The following is a 19,197-nucleotide window of genomic DNA, read 5'->3' on the forward strand; positions in this document are numbered from 1 at the left end:
TTCACCTCTCTGGAGGGGTCAGAAGGAGCCAATCTCCTTCTACCCGGGCGATCGCCCCTCCGGGAAAGGGATCGGTTTGAGTTTTGTTCGGGGCCTGAATTAAGGCGGTCATTTTCTCCACTTGCTCGTAATTCGGCGCTTTCGGTAACTGTTGCTGCAACAGTTGCCGCAGGGCACGACGCTGGAGGGCGAGGGGTGCATTCCCCAAAATGCGGCGATTGATTTTCTGGGTAATCTCTGCAAATTCACCCTTGACAAATGACTCACTTTGTGATAAGGATTGATGTAACAATTCCCTAGCTTGGGTTTCTAAATACTCCACCTCAGCGCGTAAGAGTTCCGCAGTTTGTGCGAGATGTTGCTCTACACCGGGGTTAAACTGTTGTGTGAGGTAAGGGAGCAATTCTTGGCGAATACGGTTGCGGGAATAGGTGATATCGAGGTTGGTGGGGTCTTCCCAAATCGTAATCTCACGGTTTTGACAAAATGTGCCGGTTTCTTGGCGGGTAACTTCTAGGAGGGGACGCACCAGGCGCAGAGTGGGAGTGAGATGCCGGTTCCAGGAAAGGGCTTGTAATCCATCGGACCCGGTGCCCCGCATTAAGTTAAACAGCAGGGTTTCCGCCCGATCGCTCTGGGTGTGACCCGTAACGAGGGTGGGATAACCTTCTGCATGGGCGATCGCGCTTAAGGCATGATAGCGCCATTCTCTCGCACCGGCTTCCGTGTGCGGGACTTCAGTGCCTGCGGTTTGGAGGAAAAAGGGTAACTGCCATTGTTTTGTGAGAGTTTCCACATATTTGGCATTAGGAGTGGAATCACTACGCCACTGATGATCACAATGGGCGATCGCCAGATGCCAATTCCATTTAGGTTGTAAATCTAACAGCAACTGGGCTAAACAAAGCGAATCTTGTCCACCGGAAACGGCGATTAAAATGCGATCGCCCGGTGACAATAACCCGCGCTGTCGCAAAGTCCGATGGAGTTTAACATGGAGAGGCGTCCATTGAGTCATGAGTCATTGAGCATCGGTTGTTTATCCTAACTGTCCATTTTCCGAATTTCATCCAGGGGAGATTCTGGTTCTGTGGGGCGATCGGGATAAAATTCTATATGGATTTTCATTTTTCCAGTTTGCCATCCTTTTCCAGGTTGGAGAACTTTACATTCCCATCCATTGAGAAAAAACTTTTTAAGCGGATCGTAACTTTGATTTTCCCAGGATTTGAGTAAATTTGCCAGTGTAAATAGCTCCGGCAAGTTACTAATTTTTGCAAAATTGGATTGCTGAGAAATTACGTCATTTTCTGGATGCAACTCAATCCATTTATCATTCATTTTCGTCTCTCCCTTTGATTTTTTTACCTTCTTTTATCGTGGCGAAAGCTGGGGTTTTACGTTGTACAAAAACTCAACTTTTGAGCTAACCCCGCTTGACCAGCATAACTCCGGCTGGATTCTAACGCTCCATTTTCCGAATATCATCCAGGGGAGAATCTGGTTCCTTGAGGTTATCCGGGCAAAATTGCACATTGATTCTAATTTTTCCAGTCTGCCCTTTTTTCCCCGGTTGGAGGACTTTACACTCAAACCCATCGATAAAAGCTTGCTCGTCCTCACTCAGGTGCTCTCGCAGGTGATCAAGGATTTGGATACCCGTAAAATTCAAGGGCCAATCCTCAATTTGATTTTCGGAATTGAATTGTTGAGAAATTACATCCTCTTCGGAATTTAATATTATCCAGCTTTCATCCACTGTTTTATTCCTCCTGGTCTGACTGTACACACAATAGTGAGGTGAAGTTGAGGGAATTTTCCATGAAATTGGGTGCGTTAGAGAAGTTTAACGCACCCAATAGGTTGTCTTGCTGAGTTTAGATTGGATAAGAAAATTAAGCCAACACTTGCTATATAAACTTAGCCAATCTTGTATCTTTTTCCCAGTTAAGGTGGGGGAAGAAGAATTCCCAATTATTCTTGTTTCATGGTGGAAGCTTCGGCAAACCCGCTGAGATGATTTTGAACCGGGTTACTGTCTTCGGGACAAAATTCAAGACGCAGTTGAACTTTTCCTCGTCGCCAGTATTTGCCTGGACTTAACACTTCACATTCTAAGCCCTCGGTAAATAAACTTTCTTCTTCTAATTTTGTTTGTAGCAAGTCCATGAGTTCACTGACTTTGAACGTGCATTGAAACATTAGATTGCTGCCACTGGTAGACAAGACGTCTTCGTTTCCGAGCGCCTCAAATTGCTGATCCATTTCTATCTCCGCGTTCTATTAATTTGACAGTTTCCCGGCTGCGGTTATGGGGTGGATATTCAGTCTCCCTCGACCCTGGCGATCGCCCTTTCAGAGCGACTCCTGATGGGACCCCATGACCGCTTTGTGTTGACGGTTTAGAAAAACCAACCGTAGGAATGCAGCCCTTTACCCAAAAGATTGACCCCAAGATAACAGATCCAGACTACGACAAACCCAGCGGCTGCTAAAATTGCTGGTTTTCGTCCTTGCCAACCTCGGGTAATGCGCGCATGAAGATAGGCAGCAAAGACTAACCAGGTAATTAAAGCCCAGGTTTCTTTGGGGTCCCAACTCCAGTAGGAACCCCAGGCTTCGTTTGCCCAAACTCCACCGGCAATGATCCCGATGGTGAGGAGGGGAAACCCTAATCCGATAATCCGATAACTAATGTTATCCAAGGTGTCGGCGAGGCTGAGGCGTTGGGGAGAGAGGGAGGGTTGGAGGGTTGCGGTAGCAGGTTGTGCGGGGGTTTCAACTTGGACGACATCAAGCAAGGCAACGTTGCCACTGAGGCCCTTGCCATTGTTATCGCTGGAGAATCCGGTGGTAAATTCAGGGGTAGGGGTTGGAGCTTCCACTGCGGGAATGGGGGTTCCTGCACGTTGGAGGCGGTAGCGATCGCTGCGATAGGACCCATTCCCTATGGAACTCCCCCGCAGTTCGATATTTTGACCCCGAGTCACGACTAAGAAGGCGATCGCCAGCAACGAACCCACCATCAGGGTGGCATAACTGAGCATCATGACGCTGACGTGCATCATTAACCAGTTAGATTTCAACGCCGGGACGAGGGGTGCTGATTGCTGCATTTCCCCGGGTAATGTGAGGGCGGCAAATGCCGTAATTGCCATTGCCACCGGGGAAGTGGCAACCCCAACTAACCGACTGCGGCTCATATTTTCCGCGATTAGATGAATCGTGGTAATTCCCCAAACGAGGAAAAATAGGGATTCATAGAGGTTACTTAGGGGGAAATATCCCGCTTCAATCCATCTGGCACCGAGTAAGGCGGCAATACAGAGATTGGCGATCGCCATGCCACTGGTCCCCAAGGGCCACAAAGCAGGAATTCCCGGAAATGCTGCACCTACCCAATACAACAACAGGGTGATAAATAGGACGCAGAAAGAGGTATTGTCTAGCCAATTCTGAAGGCTACTGAGGTCCACAAGCATTCTCCCATCAGTTTAGATTGAGACATTCTAGTTATTTCCATCCTAACCATTCTTGGGGCGGCTCAAACCTGTGAATTTCGCACTGGAGTTTTCAGAGGCGATCGCATTGGAGAAAAAACCCGCACCCGTTCTAAGCGGAACGTTCCGCTTAGAACGGGTGTGGGTTTGTAGCGATCGCCCCGCCAGTCTCTGGGAGTCGCTGTTACTCTGGAGTTTTGGGAGTTTCTGCCCCTGGAGTCGGTTGTGGTGTAGGGGCGGGAGAAGGGGTCGTCGGTGGTGCACTGGGAAGGGCGGCACCGGGGAGAGGTTGGGGATTACCCGCTTTTTTCATCGCTACAAAGACTTGATAACGGGTGGTCCGTTGGTTTTCAATTGCCGCAGTCACCCCGATCGCCCGCATGGCATTAAAGGCGATTTTTTGCTGGGGAGGTAGTTGCAACCAGGCGGGAGTATTGGTATTCAGGGCGCGTTCCATATCGATGAAAAAATGGCCGTTGTTCGGGGTCAACTCTAAGGGAACCACGCTTTGAAATTGCTGACTCATACCCAGGGGGGTTTGAGGTTTGGGGGCGATTCTCTCAACAACTGGGGCCATAACGCTGATAAAGGCGACATTCCCATCTAACCAGCCGTGGTTGACACTCACGGACCCATTTTGAGCCGTCCATTTGACTATAGGCTGTTTCCCAACCTGGGCTGATTCAACTTTAAAGTTATATTGTTCAGTCATGACCTGATCCAGCTTAGAGAGAGTCGCCTCTCCTGCACGGCGATCGCTGGCTTGGACCATTAATACCACCCCAACGGAAAAAAATGAGGGATTGTTTTCTGGCGCTGGCAGCATTGCCAGGGAAAATTCCCCTTGCATCCAAGGGAGTAAGTCTTTTTCTAAATCGAGGGTCGTGGTATTTCGGATTGCTGTTTGCAACCACTCGGGATCAATCGGTCCCAGGGGATTTGTTGCCACTCCTTGACTATAATCTTGCCAGACGCGCTGTAAATTTCCTCCAGACATCATCATTACGGTGTCCGCAGGGAGGCGCGTTGTCATGGTTTTGGCATTATTTTCGACGGCATATTTCCGTTCGCTATCCGGTTTGAGCCATGCCACGGTATCAAAGGCAATCCCTTCCGGTTGGAGGGTGATACTGGTGGCGAACCCTTGGTTTTGTTGTTGCTGGGCAATTTCTTCGGGAACGGCGCGATCGGAGTTTAACGAGGCAACAGCGGCAGCTACGGGGACATTCACATAAAAACGGCCAAAGGGTCGGGAGGTTTCGATTTGTTGCCATGCGGCGATCGCACCCGGTGCATCAACGATGGAGGGTTCGCCGAGGAAGGTGTCAATGGCGCGGTTGATGGTTTCGCTATCCTTGGCGATCGCTAAATAGCTGCCATCGATAACAGTGACTGAAAAGCGCTTCTCATCCGGCACCCCTTGGGTTTCTTTAATTTCTATATTTTTGTAGGTCCGAGGGACCCATCTGCCCCCTTGTGGAGGTTGGGCAGATTCTAAAATTTGCTTGGCGCGACTGGGATTGGCGATCGGTAACACCATCAGCAGAGACTGACGACCCGAAAATGCTGCGGGAGAGGGCACTATTTCGTTCTTTTCCCCACCGGCATTCACTGGGAAGGGAGGTAAAACCCCGAGGGTAACTTCGGACCCTACCCAAGGTTTAATATCTTTTTCATACTCGAATCCATTGGCGGTAAGGTAGCGATCGCGCAACTGCACCAGGTAATTATCCAGCAACTGTTGGCTTTCCGGAGTGCCAAATTCGCGCATTTTTTGCCATTGTCCCGCATCAGTGGTGAGGGAAAGGGTCATTAAAGCATCTTCAGGAATCAGTTCGGCACCCACTGGAATCTCAGGTAAAGGCCGTTTTTGGGCGATCGCCCAGAATGCCGTAATGGCTCCACCGAGTAACAGGACCGCAGCAACAGCAGCGATCGCGATGGAAACTTTCTGTTTCTCCAGTTTTACTTTTGGGGTCTCTTTAGTGTCTTGGGTCTCAGAGTTAGTCTCAGACATGATATTACCGAGCGTCAGGAGTGCAATTGACAATTTAACGCAAACTGTTCCTTTCTTTCGGGTATCCTCCCCCTATTTTCAAAAATGTGGGATCCGCCTACTGGCAGAACCCCGCTGATACAGGATACAGAAATAAGCCAGGGGAAGAATTAAAGGGAGGGAACACCCGGGTTTTTTAAGTAGAAATTTCAGGGACTATTTTACATCCCTGGGGTGAATTCTTGGTTTGAGGATACCGGATTTAATAAAAAGGAAAAAAACAATTTTATCGCCCATAGAGAGTGCAAAATTGCTAGGGATTTTCTGAAAACCTCCGGGGGTTTTCCTCTGCTGTACTGACCCCATAGACGGGATTAGCGTGAACATCGGTTCCGCTTGGTTGCATCAGATTTAGCCTAAATGGGGTCATGTTCTTTTGAATTGGGTAGTCACATTTTTTTAAGAGTAAATGGGGACAGTGATGGGGCGATATAGGGTATCTCGTTGTTGGTAAGGGCGGTTAATTGAGGTAATCGCCGATCGCAGGGTTTCCGGTTCCATACAGCTTCCCCCTTTCGCCCCAGCCATTGTCGTAATATGTTCTTCCATTAAGGTTCCCCCAATATCATTGCATCCCCAGTTGAGGGCTTTTGTTGCACCCTCTAATCCCAGTTTCACCCAACTCGGTTGATGGTTGGGAATCCAGTTGCCGAGGAAGATCCGGGAAACCGCAGTGAGGAGCAAAGTATTAGCGAGACTGGGTTGATCTCGACCGACTCGACGGCGCAAGGGGGCGGGGGCTTGTTCTCCTACAAAGGGAAGTAAAATAAATTCAGTAATATGGGCGGGATAGTTGCGATCGCAGGCAGTTTGTTGGAGCGATCGCAATTTTTCCAAATGGTCAATTTGTTGCTGCGGTGTTTCAATATGTCCACATAACATCGTGCTAGTAGTCGGTAATCCTAGGCGATGGGCGGCACTGACAATTTCTAGCCAAGTTTCGCTATTAATTTTTTCGGGACAAATAATATTTCGGATGCGATCGTCTAAGACTTCCGCAGCAGTTCCCGGCATAGAACCGACTCCCGCCTCTTGCAAAGCGGCAATGGTTTCCTCATAACTAATCTTATCCTCCCGGGCAATAAACTGGACTTCTTGGGGAGAAAAAGCGTGCAAGTGCAAATCCGGAAATTCATTTTTAATGGTCCCCACCAATTTCAGATAATAAGGCAAGGATTTACCCTCAATTTTTGCCTCCAAATGTAAGCCGCCCTGCATACAAATTTCTGTGGCTCCCCGTTGCACGGCATCGGTAGTTTTTTCCAAAATTTTTCCCCAATCGAGCCAAAATGCTCCTTCTTCATCCGCATCCCGACGAAAGGCACAGAAACTACAATGTTGCTCGCAGATATTCGTAAAATTAATATTACGATTAATCACGTAGGTGACCAGATTGCCTGATTGTTTCTGCCGAAGTTGGTCTGCAACCTCGGCAATGGCGGTTATCTGTTCGGGTTCGGTTTGCTGGAGCAAAATCACGGCTTCTGCTGGAGAAATATCGGTTTCGGCTAAAGCACGACAGAGAATAGAATCAACAGTTTTTAAAGTCATTATCGTAGAATTAGTTAAGAAATAGGAAAGGCTAATTCATTAAAATTAACCCATCAGTCACGAGCTAAGGAAATTTATCCCAATCCGGGGGAGCATATTCAGTTAATTAATCTCCGTTCATCCCGACATTCTATAATCTGATTAATTTCTTCCTTTGAAGGTAAGAGGGCGGTTCGATTCCCGGAAAATAGGACCGGATGAGCAAGGGATAAAATTAGCGACCCTTTCAAAAACTGGATCAAGGCGTCATAATAGATCCTTGGTCCTTGGGGTTCGATGTTCCTGTAATCCAAATTGATTTCACTTGCTCATCGATTTTAGCCCGAAGGGAAAACACGACTATTTGGGTTTGATTATTACAGATTAATGGAAATTTCACCCGCTTTGCACCCAGCCTACATCCAACCCGCGCTTTCCTCCCTAGATATATCTGTGGTTGTCCCCATTCATAATGAGGTGGAAAGTCTGCCGCACCTAATTAGTGCGATCGCCCAGGCTCTGAGTGATGCTCAACTTAATTATGAACTCATCTGCGTGGATGATGGCTCCACCGATGGCTCCACGGAAGCGCTCAAACAAGAAGCGCAACAGCGAAATGACCTAGTAGCGGTGATTTTGCGCCGTAACTATGGTCAAACTGCGGCAATGGCAGCGGGATTTAAGTCGGCGCGATCGCCGATTATCGTTACCTTGGACGGGGATTTGCAAAATGACCCCGCTGATATTCCCGAACTGGTGATGAAGCTAAATGAGGGATATGATCTCGTCAGTGGTTGGCGTAAAAATCGTCAAGATGCGGCCCTCACTCGCTTGCTTCCTTCTAAAATTGCTAATGCCATGATTGGCAAAGTAACTGGGGTTAAATTGCACGATTACGGCTGTTCTTTGAAAGCATACCGCACGGAAATTGTGGCGGATATGAATTTATACGGGGAATTGCATCGGTTTTTACCCGCCTTGGCATTTATTGAAGGGGCGAGAATTATCGAAATTCCAGTCCGTCACCATGCTCGGCGCTATGGTAAAAGTAAGTATGGATTAGGCCGAACCATTCGGGTCTTGATGGATTTGTTAACGGTTTTCTTTATGAAAAAATTTCTTACCCGTCCTATGCACGTTTTTGGAGGGTTTGGGATTATTTCTATGGTCTTGGGTTTTCTATTAGGCTTGTATTTAACGATTCTAAAACTCGGATTTGGAGCAAGTATTGGAGACCGCCCCTTACTGATTTTGACTGTGGTCCTTTTGTTAGCTGGGGTGCAATTGTTTAGTTTTGGCCTATTAGCTGAGTTATTGATGCGAACCTATCATGAATCTCAGCAACGACCGATTTATCGGATTCGTGAAGTCATTGAACCCCCGAGCCGATAACCGCTTGAGCAACAAAATAAACGCGTACAGGGACAAAAAAACGGGGTTTTCTCGTAAATTTAGGGTCCATTACTAGAGCTTGTTAGAAGAAACCCGTTTTCTAACCTTTGCTAAGGACAAGAAACCGGGTTTCTGGCCTAATTTTGTAGTGAATGGCTAGAGTTCATTAGAAGAAACCCGGTTTTTAACCGGCTATTTTTAGCGTTCATTTTTGTCCCTATTCTCGAATCCCGTCTTCAGGAATCCCGACGGTAGAAAGTCCGGCGATCGCCCTTAAGTTTTGGACGCGAATCAGTTCCATAAAATCTAACCCGGGTCTCCCTTCTAGGGTCGCGACAGTTTCGATCGCACTCAACAAATGTCTAGCTGCTTCCGGTTCATTATATCCTCTTCTCAGGGCAATTTGAATGGCCGCTTGATCGGCCTCTATCTCGCGATCGCTGCGGTGGGTGCTTCGCCAAATTTGAGCGCCTGCAAGGGCCGTTAACCCCCCAGCGGTAACGACTCCGACGGCATCTCCTTCGACGAGTTGCACGAGAGTCCCTAACAATCCCGCAATCACAATCCCTTGATATAAGTCGGGTTTAAACCATTTCACCCCCAATAACCAACTCACGGTTCTCAGAAGTAACAAATCTCTTTGGGGTCTGGATAATTTACGCCAGAGGTCAAAGTTAATATAAATCGGTCGTTCCCTCGCCCAAGGCAGGGGAAAGGAACTCTCGATCGCCGTGGATTGTTGCGGTTTATTGAGGATTTTGCACAGCATCCGACCCGATGCAGGCATCAAGTCCAATAAGCGGAAGATTTCGGTTGATGGATCCATGATAGGGAGATTCCGGTGGAGAGTGGGGAGAGTTAGAGTTTGGGGGAACTGGCAAAGAAACGCCCAGTGCGTCCTACAATAGAATACGATAGTGCGATTCGTTCCTCCTTTGGAGTGGGTTTGGACCAAACCAGCCGTTCCAGGGAATCTTAGGGCAGCTATCGGCCATTTTAATGAGTGAAGTTTAAGACATGGAAGCTTTTGAGCCAATTCCACCGGAATGGACAACGAAGGCAGTTCACGCTCACGAGTTCTACTGCCCTTCCTGCCATGCTACCTCGATGCAGGCGCAGCGGGTTTGGATTAACCGGCGATCGCCGGTTTACATGGAAAACCACCGTCGCAAGTGGCAGGAGTTTTACGAGTGTGGTGACTGCGGTTGTGTTTGGTGGGCCTGGAGTAGCGATCGCCCCCCTTCTGAGTTTGCCGATCGCCAGGTTCCGCCCCGAGATGATTTCCCCTCCTCTCTGGATGATTTATTTTAAACGATTGACAAAATTACTAATTCATGCTAATAAAGCCGGATTGACAAATCGGGACCCGATTTACCACCGAGGAGATTGTTCTAGCAATTTTTGGGCCGCTACCCGATCTAACCCCGGAGAGAAAAAATACCCCTGCCCATAATCGCAGTGCAAGGACCAAAGTTGCACTAAATGTTGCTCTTTTTCCACCCCTTCTGCGGTGACATACATCCCGAGATTATGGGCGAGGGTGGCGATCGCCCGGACAATTTCCGAACTTTCATTATCTCCCTCCATTCCCATCACAAATGATTTATCAATTTTTAAGGTATTAATCGGAAATTGTGCAAGATGAGACAAAGAAGAATATCCCGTTCCAAAATCATCAATGCACAGATGAATATTGCGCGCTCTCAACTGTTCGAGTAACTCTGCGGCTAAGGCTGCATTTTCCATTAACACACTTTCCGTAATTTCCAACTTCAAACTACTCGGATCCAGATGGGTTTCTTCTAAAATGCGATCGATGCGGGCCAGTAAATCCGGTTGCCCCAACTGTTGTCCCGACAAATTAACACTAATACTCAACGGTTCCGGGGTCTTAAATTGCTCATGCCACTGTTGCATTTGCAAACAAGCTTCCCGCAATACCCATTCCCCCAAAGGTAAAATTAAGCCCGTTTCTTCTGCCAACGGGATAAATTCCCCCGGAAACACTAACCCCCGTTCCGGATGTTGCCAGCGTACTAAGGCTTCAAATCCTGAGAGTAGTCCCGTATCTAACGCCACAATCGGTTGATAATGCAGTAGGAATTCCGCTGGTTCTAAATAGGGGGGACTGTCTGTTTTTTCTGCTGAACTTGAAGTATAGGGAATGACCAAATCAGACCCAGGTTGGGTGATTTTGTTGGGGATAAATTCTGAGGGAATTACAGGAGTGGGGAGAGGCAGGTCACCATTTTTCAGAATAGAGCGCCGCAAATCATTTTCTAAGTTTAATTGAGCAACGGCATTTTCTAACATTTTACTATCAAACACTTCATATCGCGCTTTGCCTCGGGCTTTGGCGCGATACATGGCAATATCTGCATCCCGGAGTAACTCCTCGGGACGATTATAGGCTAAGGTGCTAGGGGCAATGCCCATACTTGCTGAGGTAAAAACTTCATAACCTTTGAGATTAAAAGGAGAAATGAGTTCAGCTTGAATTTTTTCAGCCACGGTAATTGCTGATTGAATATCCGGGATATGTTCTACTAAAATTGTAAATTCATCCCCCCCAAACCGAGCTAAAATATCCCCAGAACCCACACACTTTTGCAGACGTTTTGCCAAAGCGACAAGCAGGCAATCTCCAATAAAATGTCCTAAACTATCATTGACGACTTTGAATCGGTCTAAATCAAGAAAAATCACCGCAAATTGATAATCGACTTGAACTTTGGCCCGAGTTAAAGCGGAAGTGAGACGGTTCAGGAAAAAGGCCCGGTTCGGCAATCCGGTGAGGCTATCATGCAGGGCTTCATGACGCAATGTATCTTGGGCATTTTGGCGATCGGTGATGTCCATGACGTGAATATGCACAATATTCAGGGATAGAATCGGGTGATACAACCAATAAAAGAGGCGATCCTGGACGAAGCGTTCCACCTGCCACCCGGATTTTCCCTGCTTGAGGGAGGTGACAACCAGTTCTCGATGATTCCTGGGTAAAAAGCCGGTTGCTAATCCTAGGCGTAATTCTTCTAATACTCGCTCGGTAGCAGGATTGACATAGACAATTTCTCCTTGAAAATCGCAGGCGAGGACGGGACTGGGATTATATTTGGGAAAGGCAGCCAGACGGATATTGGCTTCTTCCGTTGCTTTGCGATCGCTGATGTCAGTTTGGGAACCCGCCATGCGATAGGGGTTTCCCTGATGATCGCGCACCGCCAGACCCCGAGACAGCATCCAACGATACTGTCCCTGAACATCTAAAATCCGATGTTCACTTTTGAAGTGCGGTGTAACTCCGGCAAGATGATCGGCGATCGCTTGTTTCAAAGGGTCGAGATCATCCGGATGAACTCGGCTGAACCAGTCTTCGGGACGGTAAAGCGAGTGAGTCTCAGAAATCTTCTCCCCCTTTTCCCCCTGATACCCCAGCAGGGATTTCCATCGCGGGGAAAAATACACCCGGTTGGTGATCAAATTCCAATCCCACAGTCCATCATTTGCCCCAGCTACGGCTAAAGCATACCGTTCTTCACTCTCACATAAAGCGCGTTCTCGTTTCTGACGGTCGATCGCCGCTGCTAAAACATTGGCGATCGCCTGTAGAAAATGCAAATCTTCTAAATCAAATTGATGGCGTTCTGTACTATAAGCCGCCAAAACCCCATAAGGTTCGCTTTGTCCATGTACTAGCACGGTAATCCCACTTACGATACCGCGTTCCACTAAAAAAGGGGAGGGCGTAAAACGGGTTTCCTCGTGGAAATTAGGGGACAAAATCCCTTCATTCATCAACAAAGTATAACCGACTTGAGATTCTGTATTCACCCCCATTTTTATCGACCCCATCGCATCCTGACAACATCCCCCCCCCGCTTTTAACTCCAATTCCTGGCGATCGGGTAACAATTCCCACAAACAACAACAATCGCTATCCAGAGTATAAAGCACTTCCTCCGCTGCTTCTTCAATCAGGCTCATCACCTCCATCCCCGCCAGCGCCCACTGTCCTAACCCCGCAATTACCGCACTTTCCCGAGCGTGTGAGGCTAATAGCCGTTCGGTCCGCTTCCGTTCTTGCAGTTCCCGTTCCAAGGATGCCATATTCGCTTGCAGTTGCTCTTCCAATTGATCGGCATGAATGAGAATCGGACGCGTGAGGGGATAGAGCAAAAGTGCGATTAATCCAGTGCCTAAGAGTAATAACACCACGGTAACCGCAACTAAAAGCTGGATCTGGTGAATCCCGGCTGCGATATGATTGGAGGAAAGCTGTAACAAAACCACCCAATTACTGCTCGGAATCGGTGCAAAGGCCACTGCTTCCAAACCGGGAAGACTGTTCTTCGAGAATCGCACACCCCGTGGGTCAGTCAGGGTCTCGTTCCGCAAGGCTAAAAGCCTGGTATTCGGTCCAAGCGGCATCAAACCAGTTTGCTCAGTATAAGAGAGGAACGGCAGCAGGCGATCGATCCGCGCATTATTGATTCTTGCTAAAGCAATTTCTACTGATTGCCCTGCACCGGCAAACTGCTGTAAAATTTTGTCAATTTCCGAGACCGTGAATAAGAATAAATCCGTCCCCTGGGGTTCGGGGGAGGGCGGGTGAACTCGGGCGACTGTAACGAGTAAATAAGACGGGTTACCCACTTGCACCGGCTGGAAGGAGATCGGTTCTGCCGCATCCTGGTCGGATTTCGGCCACAACGTTGGTGGAATTTCCATTCCTACCTGGACCATTACCTTACCCTGGCGATCGAGCCGGGTGATTCCTGCTATTTTTGGGGCTTCTTGGAGAACCTCTACCAACAGGGGGGAACTCAACGGTAACCCCTTAGTTAAGTCAACCCCAAGGGATTGACTCGATGTTGCCAGAGTTTTGCTATAGGAAAGCTGTTCAGCGCTCGCCCTCACCTGCCAGAAATACTGCTCTAGGGCTTGACTTTTCGTTTGGGCTACTAAAAAGACCTGTTGTTGTCGGTCCTGGTTGAGATGATGATATAGGAATCCGATACTGACGATAGAAATGATTGCACCGATGGAGAGCATCCCCAATGCCGTATAAACCACAAGCGATCGCCGTAACCGTCCCGATAGGTTGCCATTTGCCACTGTTAATGCCCACCGTTGGAAAAGCAAGTAAATCTAAAGCCTCATTCTCACCATAACGCTATCCATCCTTTTTAGTAAACCATTTTTGTCCGGGTTTGTCTGCACAGTCTGAGATTTTCCAAAACACAATTTATGATGGTCCAATCTAATGGACAAAAGTCCAGGATGAAAGAGTCCCCAACTCCTCTAGGAGCAACTGCCAATGACAGTCAAACCCCCTAGAGTCGGCAGAGAAGGTACTCTTAAAGACTGCACTGCCAAAACAAGTCTACCCTAGCGGATTGTTACCTCTATCAGCAGTAATTATGGCTACCATTTACAAAATTAATAGTGGCGATCGCTCTTGATCTGGGCTTTTTTATCGATGTCTTATTGTATCCTGGTTTTATACTCCATGCAGTTTTTAAAGCCCGTTTACGCTTAACTCTCACCGATTAAGCTTTTTTCCAGGAGCAAAACTCTTGAATGGATCAGCATTTTCAGACCCTAAGACCCGGATTTCCGATTTGTCCCTCAAGCACAAATCATCCCCGATTTCTCGGGCTTTTTTCTCACTTTTAGTCAAGCTTCATAGAAAATCTAGCCTAATTTGGGGAATCCCTAGGAAGCGACACTAAAAGACCTAGGACACGAGTACCTTATTAAATAAGCTAGGACAAGAAACTGAGTTGTCTTCCCTCTACTCTACCGATGCTCTGAGCAGACTTGATGAATCAGCCCGCCATCGATAAGTTCTGATTGTTCAGACTCAAACCTCACGTTAAGCGCGTTTGTAGCAACGGCTACTCCATGTCCGGTCTGCTCCCCTTGATCGCTTAGGCCCCATTTAGAGGCCCCCCCAGAGGTGGCCCCTATAAATGGGGTAACCCCATTTACTGATCGTTACTTAAAACCCAGAAAGCACCGATATCTAGGCTAATCCGAGGAACAGTCCTAAACCATCCTGCTGACTCAAGCCTTCCGTCAATTAACCCGTCCAGAAGAGACTTTGTTGCGATCGCAGCACCCTATTTAGGGCACTAGGGTTTTTTGTTGAAAAAATTATTAGACTCCGCGCCATAATTACCATACAATAAAAGTTCTGTCAACACCCTATGGAGGGAAGCCACCCAAGTCTACGCGCTCAAATATCATTCACAGATAGGGGAAAACTCACCGATGCCAGACTACTATCAACTTGAAAAACGCTTATGGGATGCGGCGGATCGATTGCGTGCCAATTCCAAACTCAAACCGTCGGAATACTCCCTGCCGGTACTCGGTTTAATCTTCCTGCGCTATGCGGACTATAAGTTTACACAAGCTTTACAGCGGTATCACACAAGCGATCTCGCGATCGCCGAACGGGAACGAGTCTTATCCGTTCCCCTCCAGGCGCGGTTTGACTCTCTGCTGAATCGTCCGGCAGAAGCCAACCTCGGGGAAGAGATCAATAGTGCGATGCGGGCGATAGAAGCGGAAAACCCTGCTTTAAAAAATATCCTCCCCAAAACTTACCACCGTCTCAGTAACGAGATCCTCCGGCAACTGCTGACGGACTTTGATACCATCGCCTTAGATATCGAAGGGGATGCGTTTGGGCGAATTTATGAATACTTCCTCAGCAATTTTGCCATGAGTGAAGGACAAAAAGGCGGTGAATTTTTTACCCCTACCTCTTTAGTCAAGCTAATTGTTGAAATTATTGAACCCTATCATGGTCGAATTTTTGACCCGGCTTGCGGCAGTGGGGGAATGTTTGTTCAAAGTGCCTCATTTGTAGAAAAACGGCAGAAAAATCCTAGCACTGAAATCGGGATTTATGGACAGGAAAAAATTGCTGACAATGTTCGCCTCTGCTTGATGAACCTTGCTATCCACGGGCTCACCGGAGATATTCGCCAGAGCAATACCTATTATGAAGATATTCATAATTGTGTAGGTCAATTCGATTTTGTGATGGCAAATCCTCCCTTTAATGTAGACAAAGTAGACAAAGAAAAAATCAAAGATGACCCCCGATTTCCCTTGGGGTTACCTCGGGTTGACAATGCTAACTATTTGTGGATTCAATTATTTTATAGTGCGTTAAATGCTAAAGGGCGGGCGGGGTTTGTTATGGCAAATTCCGCCAGTGATGCTCGCGGCCTGGAGTTGGAAATTCGCAAAAAGCTAATTCACGAAGGAGTTTTAGAGGCGATCGTTGCTGTCGGTTCTCACTTTTTCTATAGTGTAGGCTTACCCTGTACCCTCTGGTTTTTTGATCGAGACAAAGTGAATAACCCCCGCAAAGATAAAATCCTGTTTATCGATGCTCGTCAATTCTATCAGCACGTTTACCGTTCCCACCGGCAATTTAGCGATGAACAAATTCAATTTTTAGGAAATATTGTCCGAATGTATCGTGGACAATTGGTTGAACCTGTGGCAACTTTACCGGAACATACTCGGTACAATCCTACAGTCCCTGCTTACGGAACTTTACCCAATTGGGAGGAAACATTTCCGGACAATATCTATCGTGATGTTCCCGGTTTGTGCCGAATTGCCGTCATTTCAGAAATTGCAGAACAGGCTTATAGCTTAAATCCGGGGCGCTATGTTGGAATCGCCCCCAAACCCGAAGATGATTTTGATTTTTATGAAAAGTTACAAGAACTTAATGACGAATTCGAGATGCTCACAGTGGAAGCGAGGGAACTCGAAGAGCGAATTTCTCAAACTATTCATGGCTTATTAAAGGTAAAAGAGCATGAATAAACAAGCCAATGAGTTCGCGCCGTCCTCATTCCTATCTTCGGTTCAGGACTGCGGACTGGTTACTTCTAAAGTCTGTTATGATCATACGTTTCAGGTAAAACCGTGAAAAAAGGAAACAACTGGACGCAAAAACCCATTGGAAAACTTTGTCTTGTTGGAGATGGCACTCATGCCAAAATTAAAAGACAAGACGAGGGTATCCTCTACTTAACGGCTAAAAATATTAAACCGGGACGGTTAAAACTTTCCAAGGTTGACTGTATCTCTGAAGCAGATTTTGACCGTTATTTTTGTAAGAGTGCTCAGTCGATTCGTAAGCCGGAAGCCGGGGATATTTTACTGGGAATTATTGGGAGTATTGGAGAACCCTATTTAGTCCAACCCGGAGACTTATTTGGGATTTCTAGTAGTCTGGCTATTTTAAGACCCAATCAGACGATTCTCTGGTCTCCATATCTTTATTATTGGGTGAAAGGACCCATTTTTCAAAATGCCTTACAGGCTAGGAAGGCTGGAGTCGTTCAGTGTTATATCAGTTTGAATGCTCTGAAAGGAATGCCGATCGCCTATCCAGATTTGGGTAGACAACAAAAAATAGCAGCTATTCTGACGGATTATGATGATTTAATTTCTAACAACCAACAGCGGATTAAGCTACTGGAACAGATGGCGCAAAGTATCTATCACGAGTGGTTTGTGAAATGGCGGATTCCTAATTTGGAATGGCGGGAAGCAACGCCGGAAGAACAACAAGTGACCGGTCAGGAATTGTTCCCGGTAGGATGGGCGATCGCACCAATTGGTGAGGCGATCGAAACCATTAGCGGCGATACCCCAGCGAAGAAAAAGCCTGAATACTGGGCTAATGGAACATTAGTTTGGTATAGAACCACCGATTTAACCACGGCTGGAACAATGTATGTTTCGGGTTCCACTCACAAAATTACCGAATTAGGGCGGCAGCGTAGTAAAATTCGCACATTCCCCCCCTATTCGGTAATGATGACATCTCGGGCAACGATTGGGGTTGTGGCAATTAATACCACCACTGCTTGTACCAACCAAGGATTTATCACTTGTATCCCCAATGAGCAGTTATCGGCTTACTATTTATATTTTTGGATTAAGGAAAACCGCGATCGCATTTTTAATCTGGCATCTGGATTAATGTACCGCGAAATCAATCTCGGCTGGTTTCGACAATTAGCGATCGCTATTCCCGACCCCGCTACCCACCGTCAGTTTATCGAAACCCTCGACCCCCTCTGTCGGCAAATCGAAACCTTACAAGCCAAAACCACTAACCTCAAGTTTACCCGGGAGTTACTCTTGGCTAAATTACTCTCCGGTGAAATCGATGTCGAGTAAAAAACAGGTGAAGAAATATCATTGAGTTTTAGGGTGAAACTGAGGCTGAGTAGACTCCTAGAAGATTAATATCGGGGGCAACCTAGGGGAGAGATAAACGAAAGTTTAGGAATCAGCCTCAAAGTTATCATTATTAATATCAGGGAATCATCAACTTTTACTCAGTGTCCTAATCACTCCCTATACAGCAGGCATCACCCCCCAGTCTGTCAAAATTGATCAGGGTAAATTTTCTAGGAATAAACCAGTCCATCTAATTTCATGTAAATGGACCTGAGCAAGCTGTAAGGTTTGAATACAAATTTTATAGAAAACTTAAATTATTTTTACACTCTAATCCACCCAGTTACTCACCCTATTTAAAGATGTATGAGTCAACCATACCCTAGGAAAGAATTCGCCCATTTAATTGAATTCAAACCTAAGATAAGGCAAATTTTTAAAGAGTTAGAGTCTTAGAGATTTGAGGCAATAGGGTTCTTCCGATCTACCTCTGTTGTTTATCCAAAAATCTGCTAAACTAGATAAAAACACCGATAAACGGGGAGACCAATATGGTACAGAGTCAAACCTCGGAGATTCCTATCTTTCCCCCAGGCGATTTATGGAGTAAGGAGCCGCCCTTAGAAAGTTATCGACACCTGAAACAACTGCTGCTGCTGCTGGCTTGTTTAGAGAGGTTTTGGAAAAAGCGTAATGATTTTTTTGTAGCAGCTAACATGAGTGTCTATTACAGTACCCGCCAGCGCAAATCGGAAGAGATGCGGGGACCGGATTTTTTCGTAGTTTTGAATACGGAACGCCGAGAGCGAAAAAGTTGGGTCATCTGGGAAGAAGAAGGAAAATATCCTAACTTTATTATCGAAATTCTCTCTGATAGCACGGCCAATACAGATCGGGGCTTAAAAAAACAACTTTATCAAGATGTTTGGCGCACTCCCGATTATTTTTGGTTTGATCCCTATACTTTAGAGTTCCAGGGATTTCACCTGATGAATGGGGAATATCAAGTCCTTCAACCCAATGATCAAGGATGGCTTTGGAGTGAACAATTGCAGCTTTATTTAGGGATTTTAGAGGAAAAACTGCGGTTTTTTACCCCAGAAGGGGAACTGGTTCTGACGCCAGAGGAAGCGGAATCCGAAGCTTTATTGCTAGTGGATACCGAACGTGCTCGTGCTCAGGAGGCGATCGCCCAAGTTGATACCGAACGTCAGCGTAGCGCTATCTTGCGGCAAAAGCTGCAAGAACTGGGTATCAATCCAGATGAAATTACTTAATACTTGTGAAAGTTAAAGATTCCGAAATACTCTACGTTCCGGAATCTTTAAACCAATATTCTTAATTCATCTAAAAATTTATTTGAAAACTATACAATTATCGTAAAAAAGGGAAACAATTAACATAAATTATATTTATACCAATTTAAAATGAAATAGCATAAGATGGAAGCAGTATTTGATAGAGGTGGCTGATGGCAGGTCGGATGAAGCT

General features: G+C 46.6%; 14 protein-coding genes. 5 read left to right on the top strand and 9 right to left on the bottom strand.

Going from position 1 to position 19,197, the window contains the following annotated elements; all coding sequences use genetic code 11:
- Position 1: 1 nt before the first annotated feature.
- The 7 genes from tilS to cofH all read right to left on the bottom strand — a co-directional run bounded on the left by tilS (position 2) and on the right by cofH (position 7,107).
- Positions 2-1,018, bottom strand: coding sequence for a tRNA lysidine(34) synthetase TilS (gene tilS, locus NG796_RS09000; protein WP_261205633.1), 1,017 nt, complete (start codon positions 1,016-1,018; stop codon positions 2-4).
- A 26-nt stretch (positions 1,019-1,044) separates the two neighbouring features.
- Positions 1,045-1,341: a KGK domain-containing protein gene (locus NG796_RS09005; protein ID WP_261205639.1), complete on the bottom strand. Its 297-nt coding sequence runs from the start codon at positions 1,339-1,341 to the stop codon at positions 1,045-1,047.
- A 121-nt stretch (positions 1,342-1,462) separates the two neighbouring features.
- Positions 1,463-1,759, bottom strand: a complete 297-nt coding sequence (locus tag NG796_RS09010; protein ID WP_261205645.1) for a KGK domain-containing protein — start codon at positions 1,757-1,759, stop codon at positions 1,463-1,465.
- A gap of 215 nt (positions 1,760-1,974) precedes the next feature.
- On the bottom strand, positions 1,975-2,265 hold the full coding sequence (locus NG796_RS09015) for a KGK domain-containing protein (RefSeq protein ID WP_261205646.1): 291 nt from the start codon (positions 2,263-2,265) through the stop codon (positions 1,975-1,977).
- Positions 2,266-2,402: 137 nt separating this feature from the next.
- Positions 2,403-3,476: a c-type cytochrome biogenesis protein CcsB gene (gene ccsB / locus NG796_RS09020; RefSeq protein WP_261205651.1), complete on the bottom strand. Its 1,074-nt coding sequence runs from the start codon at positions 3,474-3,476 to the stop codon at positions 2,403-2,405.
- Positions 3,477-3,684: 208 nt separating this feature from the next.
- On the bottom strand, positions 3,685-5,517 hold the full coding sequence (locus NG796_RS09025) for a DUF3352 domain-containing protein (protein ID WP_261205657.1): 1,833 nt from the start codon (positions 5,515-5,517) through the stop codon (positions 3,685-3,687).
- 438 nt (positions 5,518-5,955) lie between these two features.
- Positions 5,956-7,107, bottom strand: a complete 1,152-nt coding sequence (gene cofH / locus NG796_RS09030) for a 7,8-didemethyl-8-hydroxy-5-deazariboflavin synthase subunit CofH (protein ID WP_261205667.1) — start codon at positions 7,105-7,107, stop codon at positions 5,956-5,958.
- Between the two features lie 366 nt (positions 7,108-7,473).
- On the opposite strand from cofH, the gene NG796_RS09035 reads away from it, so the two are divergent.
- Positions 7,474-8,478 (top strand): glycosyltransferase, encoded by a 1,005-nt coding sequence (locus tag NG796_RS09035; protein ID WP_261205707.1) that lies wholly within the window; start codon positions 7,474-7,476, stop codon positions 8,476-8,478.
- 217 nt (positions 8,479-8,695) lie between these two features.
- Here the strand turns inward: NG796_RS09035 and NG796_RS09040 are convergent, their stop codons facing one another.
- On the bottom strand, positions 8,696-9,304 hold the full coding sequence (locus tag NG796_RS09040) for a DUF3318 domain-containing protein (protein ID WP_261205708.1): 609 nt from the start codon (positions 9,302-9,304) through the stop codon (positions 8,696-8,698).
- A gap of 191 nt (positions 9,305-9,495) precedes the next feature.
- Between NG796_RS09040 and NG796_RS09045 the strand changes: the two genes are divergently transcribed.
- Entirely contained in the window at positions 9,496-9,789 is a 294-nt protein-coding gene (locus NG796_RS09045) for a hypothetical protein (protein ID WP_261205715.1), read from the top strand.
- A 60-nt stretch (positions 9,790-9,849) separates the two neighbouring features.
- Here the strand turns inward: NG796_RS09045 and NG796_RS09050 are convergent, their stop codons facing one another.
- Complete coding sequence (locus NG796_RS09050; protein ID WP_261205723.1) at positions 9,850-13,596, bottom strand: EAL domain-containing protein; 3,747 nt, start codon at positions 13,594-13,596, stop codon at positions 9,850-9,852.
- 1,158 nt (positions 13,597-14,754) lie between these two features.
- Between NG796_RS09050 and NG796_RS09055 the strand changes: the two genes are divergently transcribed.
- The 3 genes from NG796_RS09055 to NG796_RS09065 all read left to right on the top strand — a co-directional run bounded on the left by NG796_RS09055 (position 14,755) and on the right by NG796_RS09065 (position 18,983).
- Positions 14,755-16,335, top strand: a complete 1,581-nt coding sequence (locus NG796_RS09055) for a class I SAM-dependent DNA methyltransferase (RefSeq protein ID WP_261205725.1) — start codon at positions 14,755-14,757, stop codon at positions 16,333-16,335.
- A 102-nt stretch (positions 16,336-16,437) separates the two neighbouring features.
- Positions 16,438-17,703: a restriction endonuclease subunit S gene (locus tag NG796_RS26430; RefSeq protein ID WP_261205727.1), complete on the top strand. Its 1,266-nt coding sequence runs from the start codon at positions 16,438-16,440 to the stop codon at positions 17,701-17,703.
- Positions 17,704-18,257: 554 nt separating this feature from the next.
- The gene (locus NG796_RS09065; RefSeq protein WP_261205729.1) at positions 18,258-18,983 is read left to right on the top strand and encodes a Uma2 family endonuclease; all 726 of its coding nucleotides are present in this window, start codon (positions 18,258-18,260) and stop codon (positions 18,981-18,983) included.
- The last annotated feature ends 214 nt before the right edge of the window (positions 18,984-19,197 follow it).

It is taken from the genome of Laspinema sp. D2d, assembly GCF_025370755.1.
Classification (GTDB): Bacteria; Cyanobacteriota; Cyanobacteriia; order Cyanobacteriales; family Laspinemataceae; genus Laspinema.

Bases quoted from the DNA above. Each gene is read 5' to 3' on its own strand.
- tilS (WP_261205633.1), bottom strand. From the start codon at position 1,018: ATGACTCAATGGACGCCTCTCCATGTTAAACTCCATCGGACTTTGCGA.
- NG796_RS09005 (WP_261205639.1), bottom strand. From the start codon at position 1,341: ATGAATGATAAATGGATTGAGTTGCATCCAGAAAATGACGTAATTTCT.
- NG796_RS09015 (WP_261205646.1), bottom strand. From the start codon at position 2,265: ATGGATCAGCAATTTGAGGCGCTCGGAAACGAAGACGTCTTGTCTACC.
- NG796_RS09025 (WP_261205657.1), bottom strand. From the start codon at position 5,517: ATGTCTGAGACTAACTCTGAGACCCAAGACACTAAAGAGACCCCAAAA.
- cofH (WP_261205667.1), bottom strand. From the start codon at position 7,107: ATGACTTTAAAAACTGTTGATTCTATTCTCTGTCGTGCTTTAGCCGAA.
- NG796_RS09035 (WP_261205707.1), top strand. From the start codon at position 7,474: ATGGAAATTTCACCCGCTTTGCACCCAGCCTACATCCAACCCGCGCTT.
- NG796_RS09040 (WP_261205708.1), bottom strand. From the start codon at position 9,304: ATGGATCCATCAACCGAAATCTTCCGCTTATTGGACTTGATGCCTGCA.
- NG796_RS09045 (WP_261205715.1), top strand. From the start codon at position 9,496: ATGGAAGCTTTTGAGCCAATTCCACCGGAATGGACAACGAAGGCAGTT.
- NG796_RS09055 (WP_261205725.1), top strand. From the start codon at position 14,755: ATGCCAGACTACTATCAACTTGAAAAACGCTTATGGGATGCGGCGGAT.
- NG796_RS09065 (WP_261205729.1), top strand. From the start codon at position 18,258: ATGGTACAGAGTCAAACCTCGGAGATTCCTATCTTTCCCCCAGGCGAT.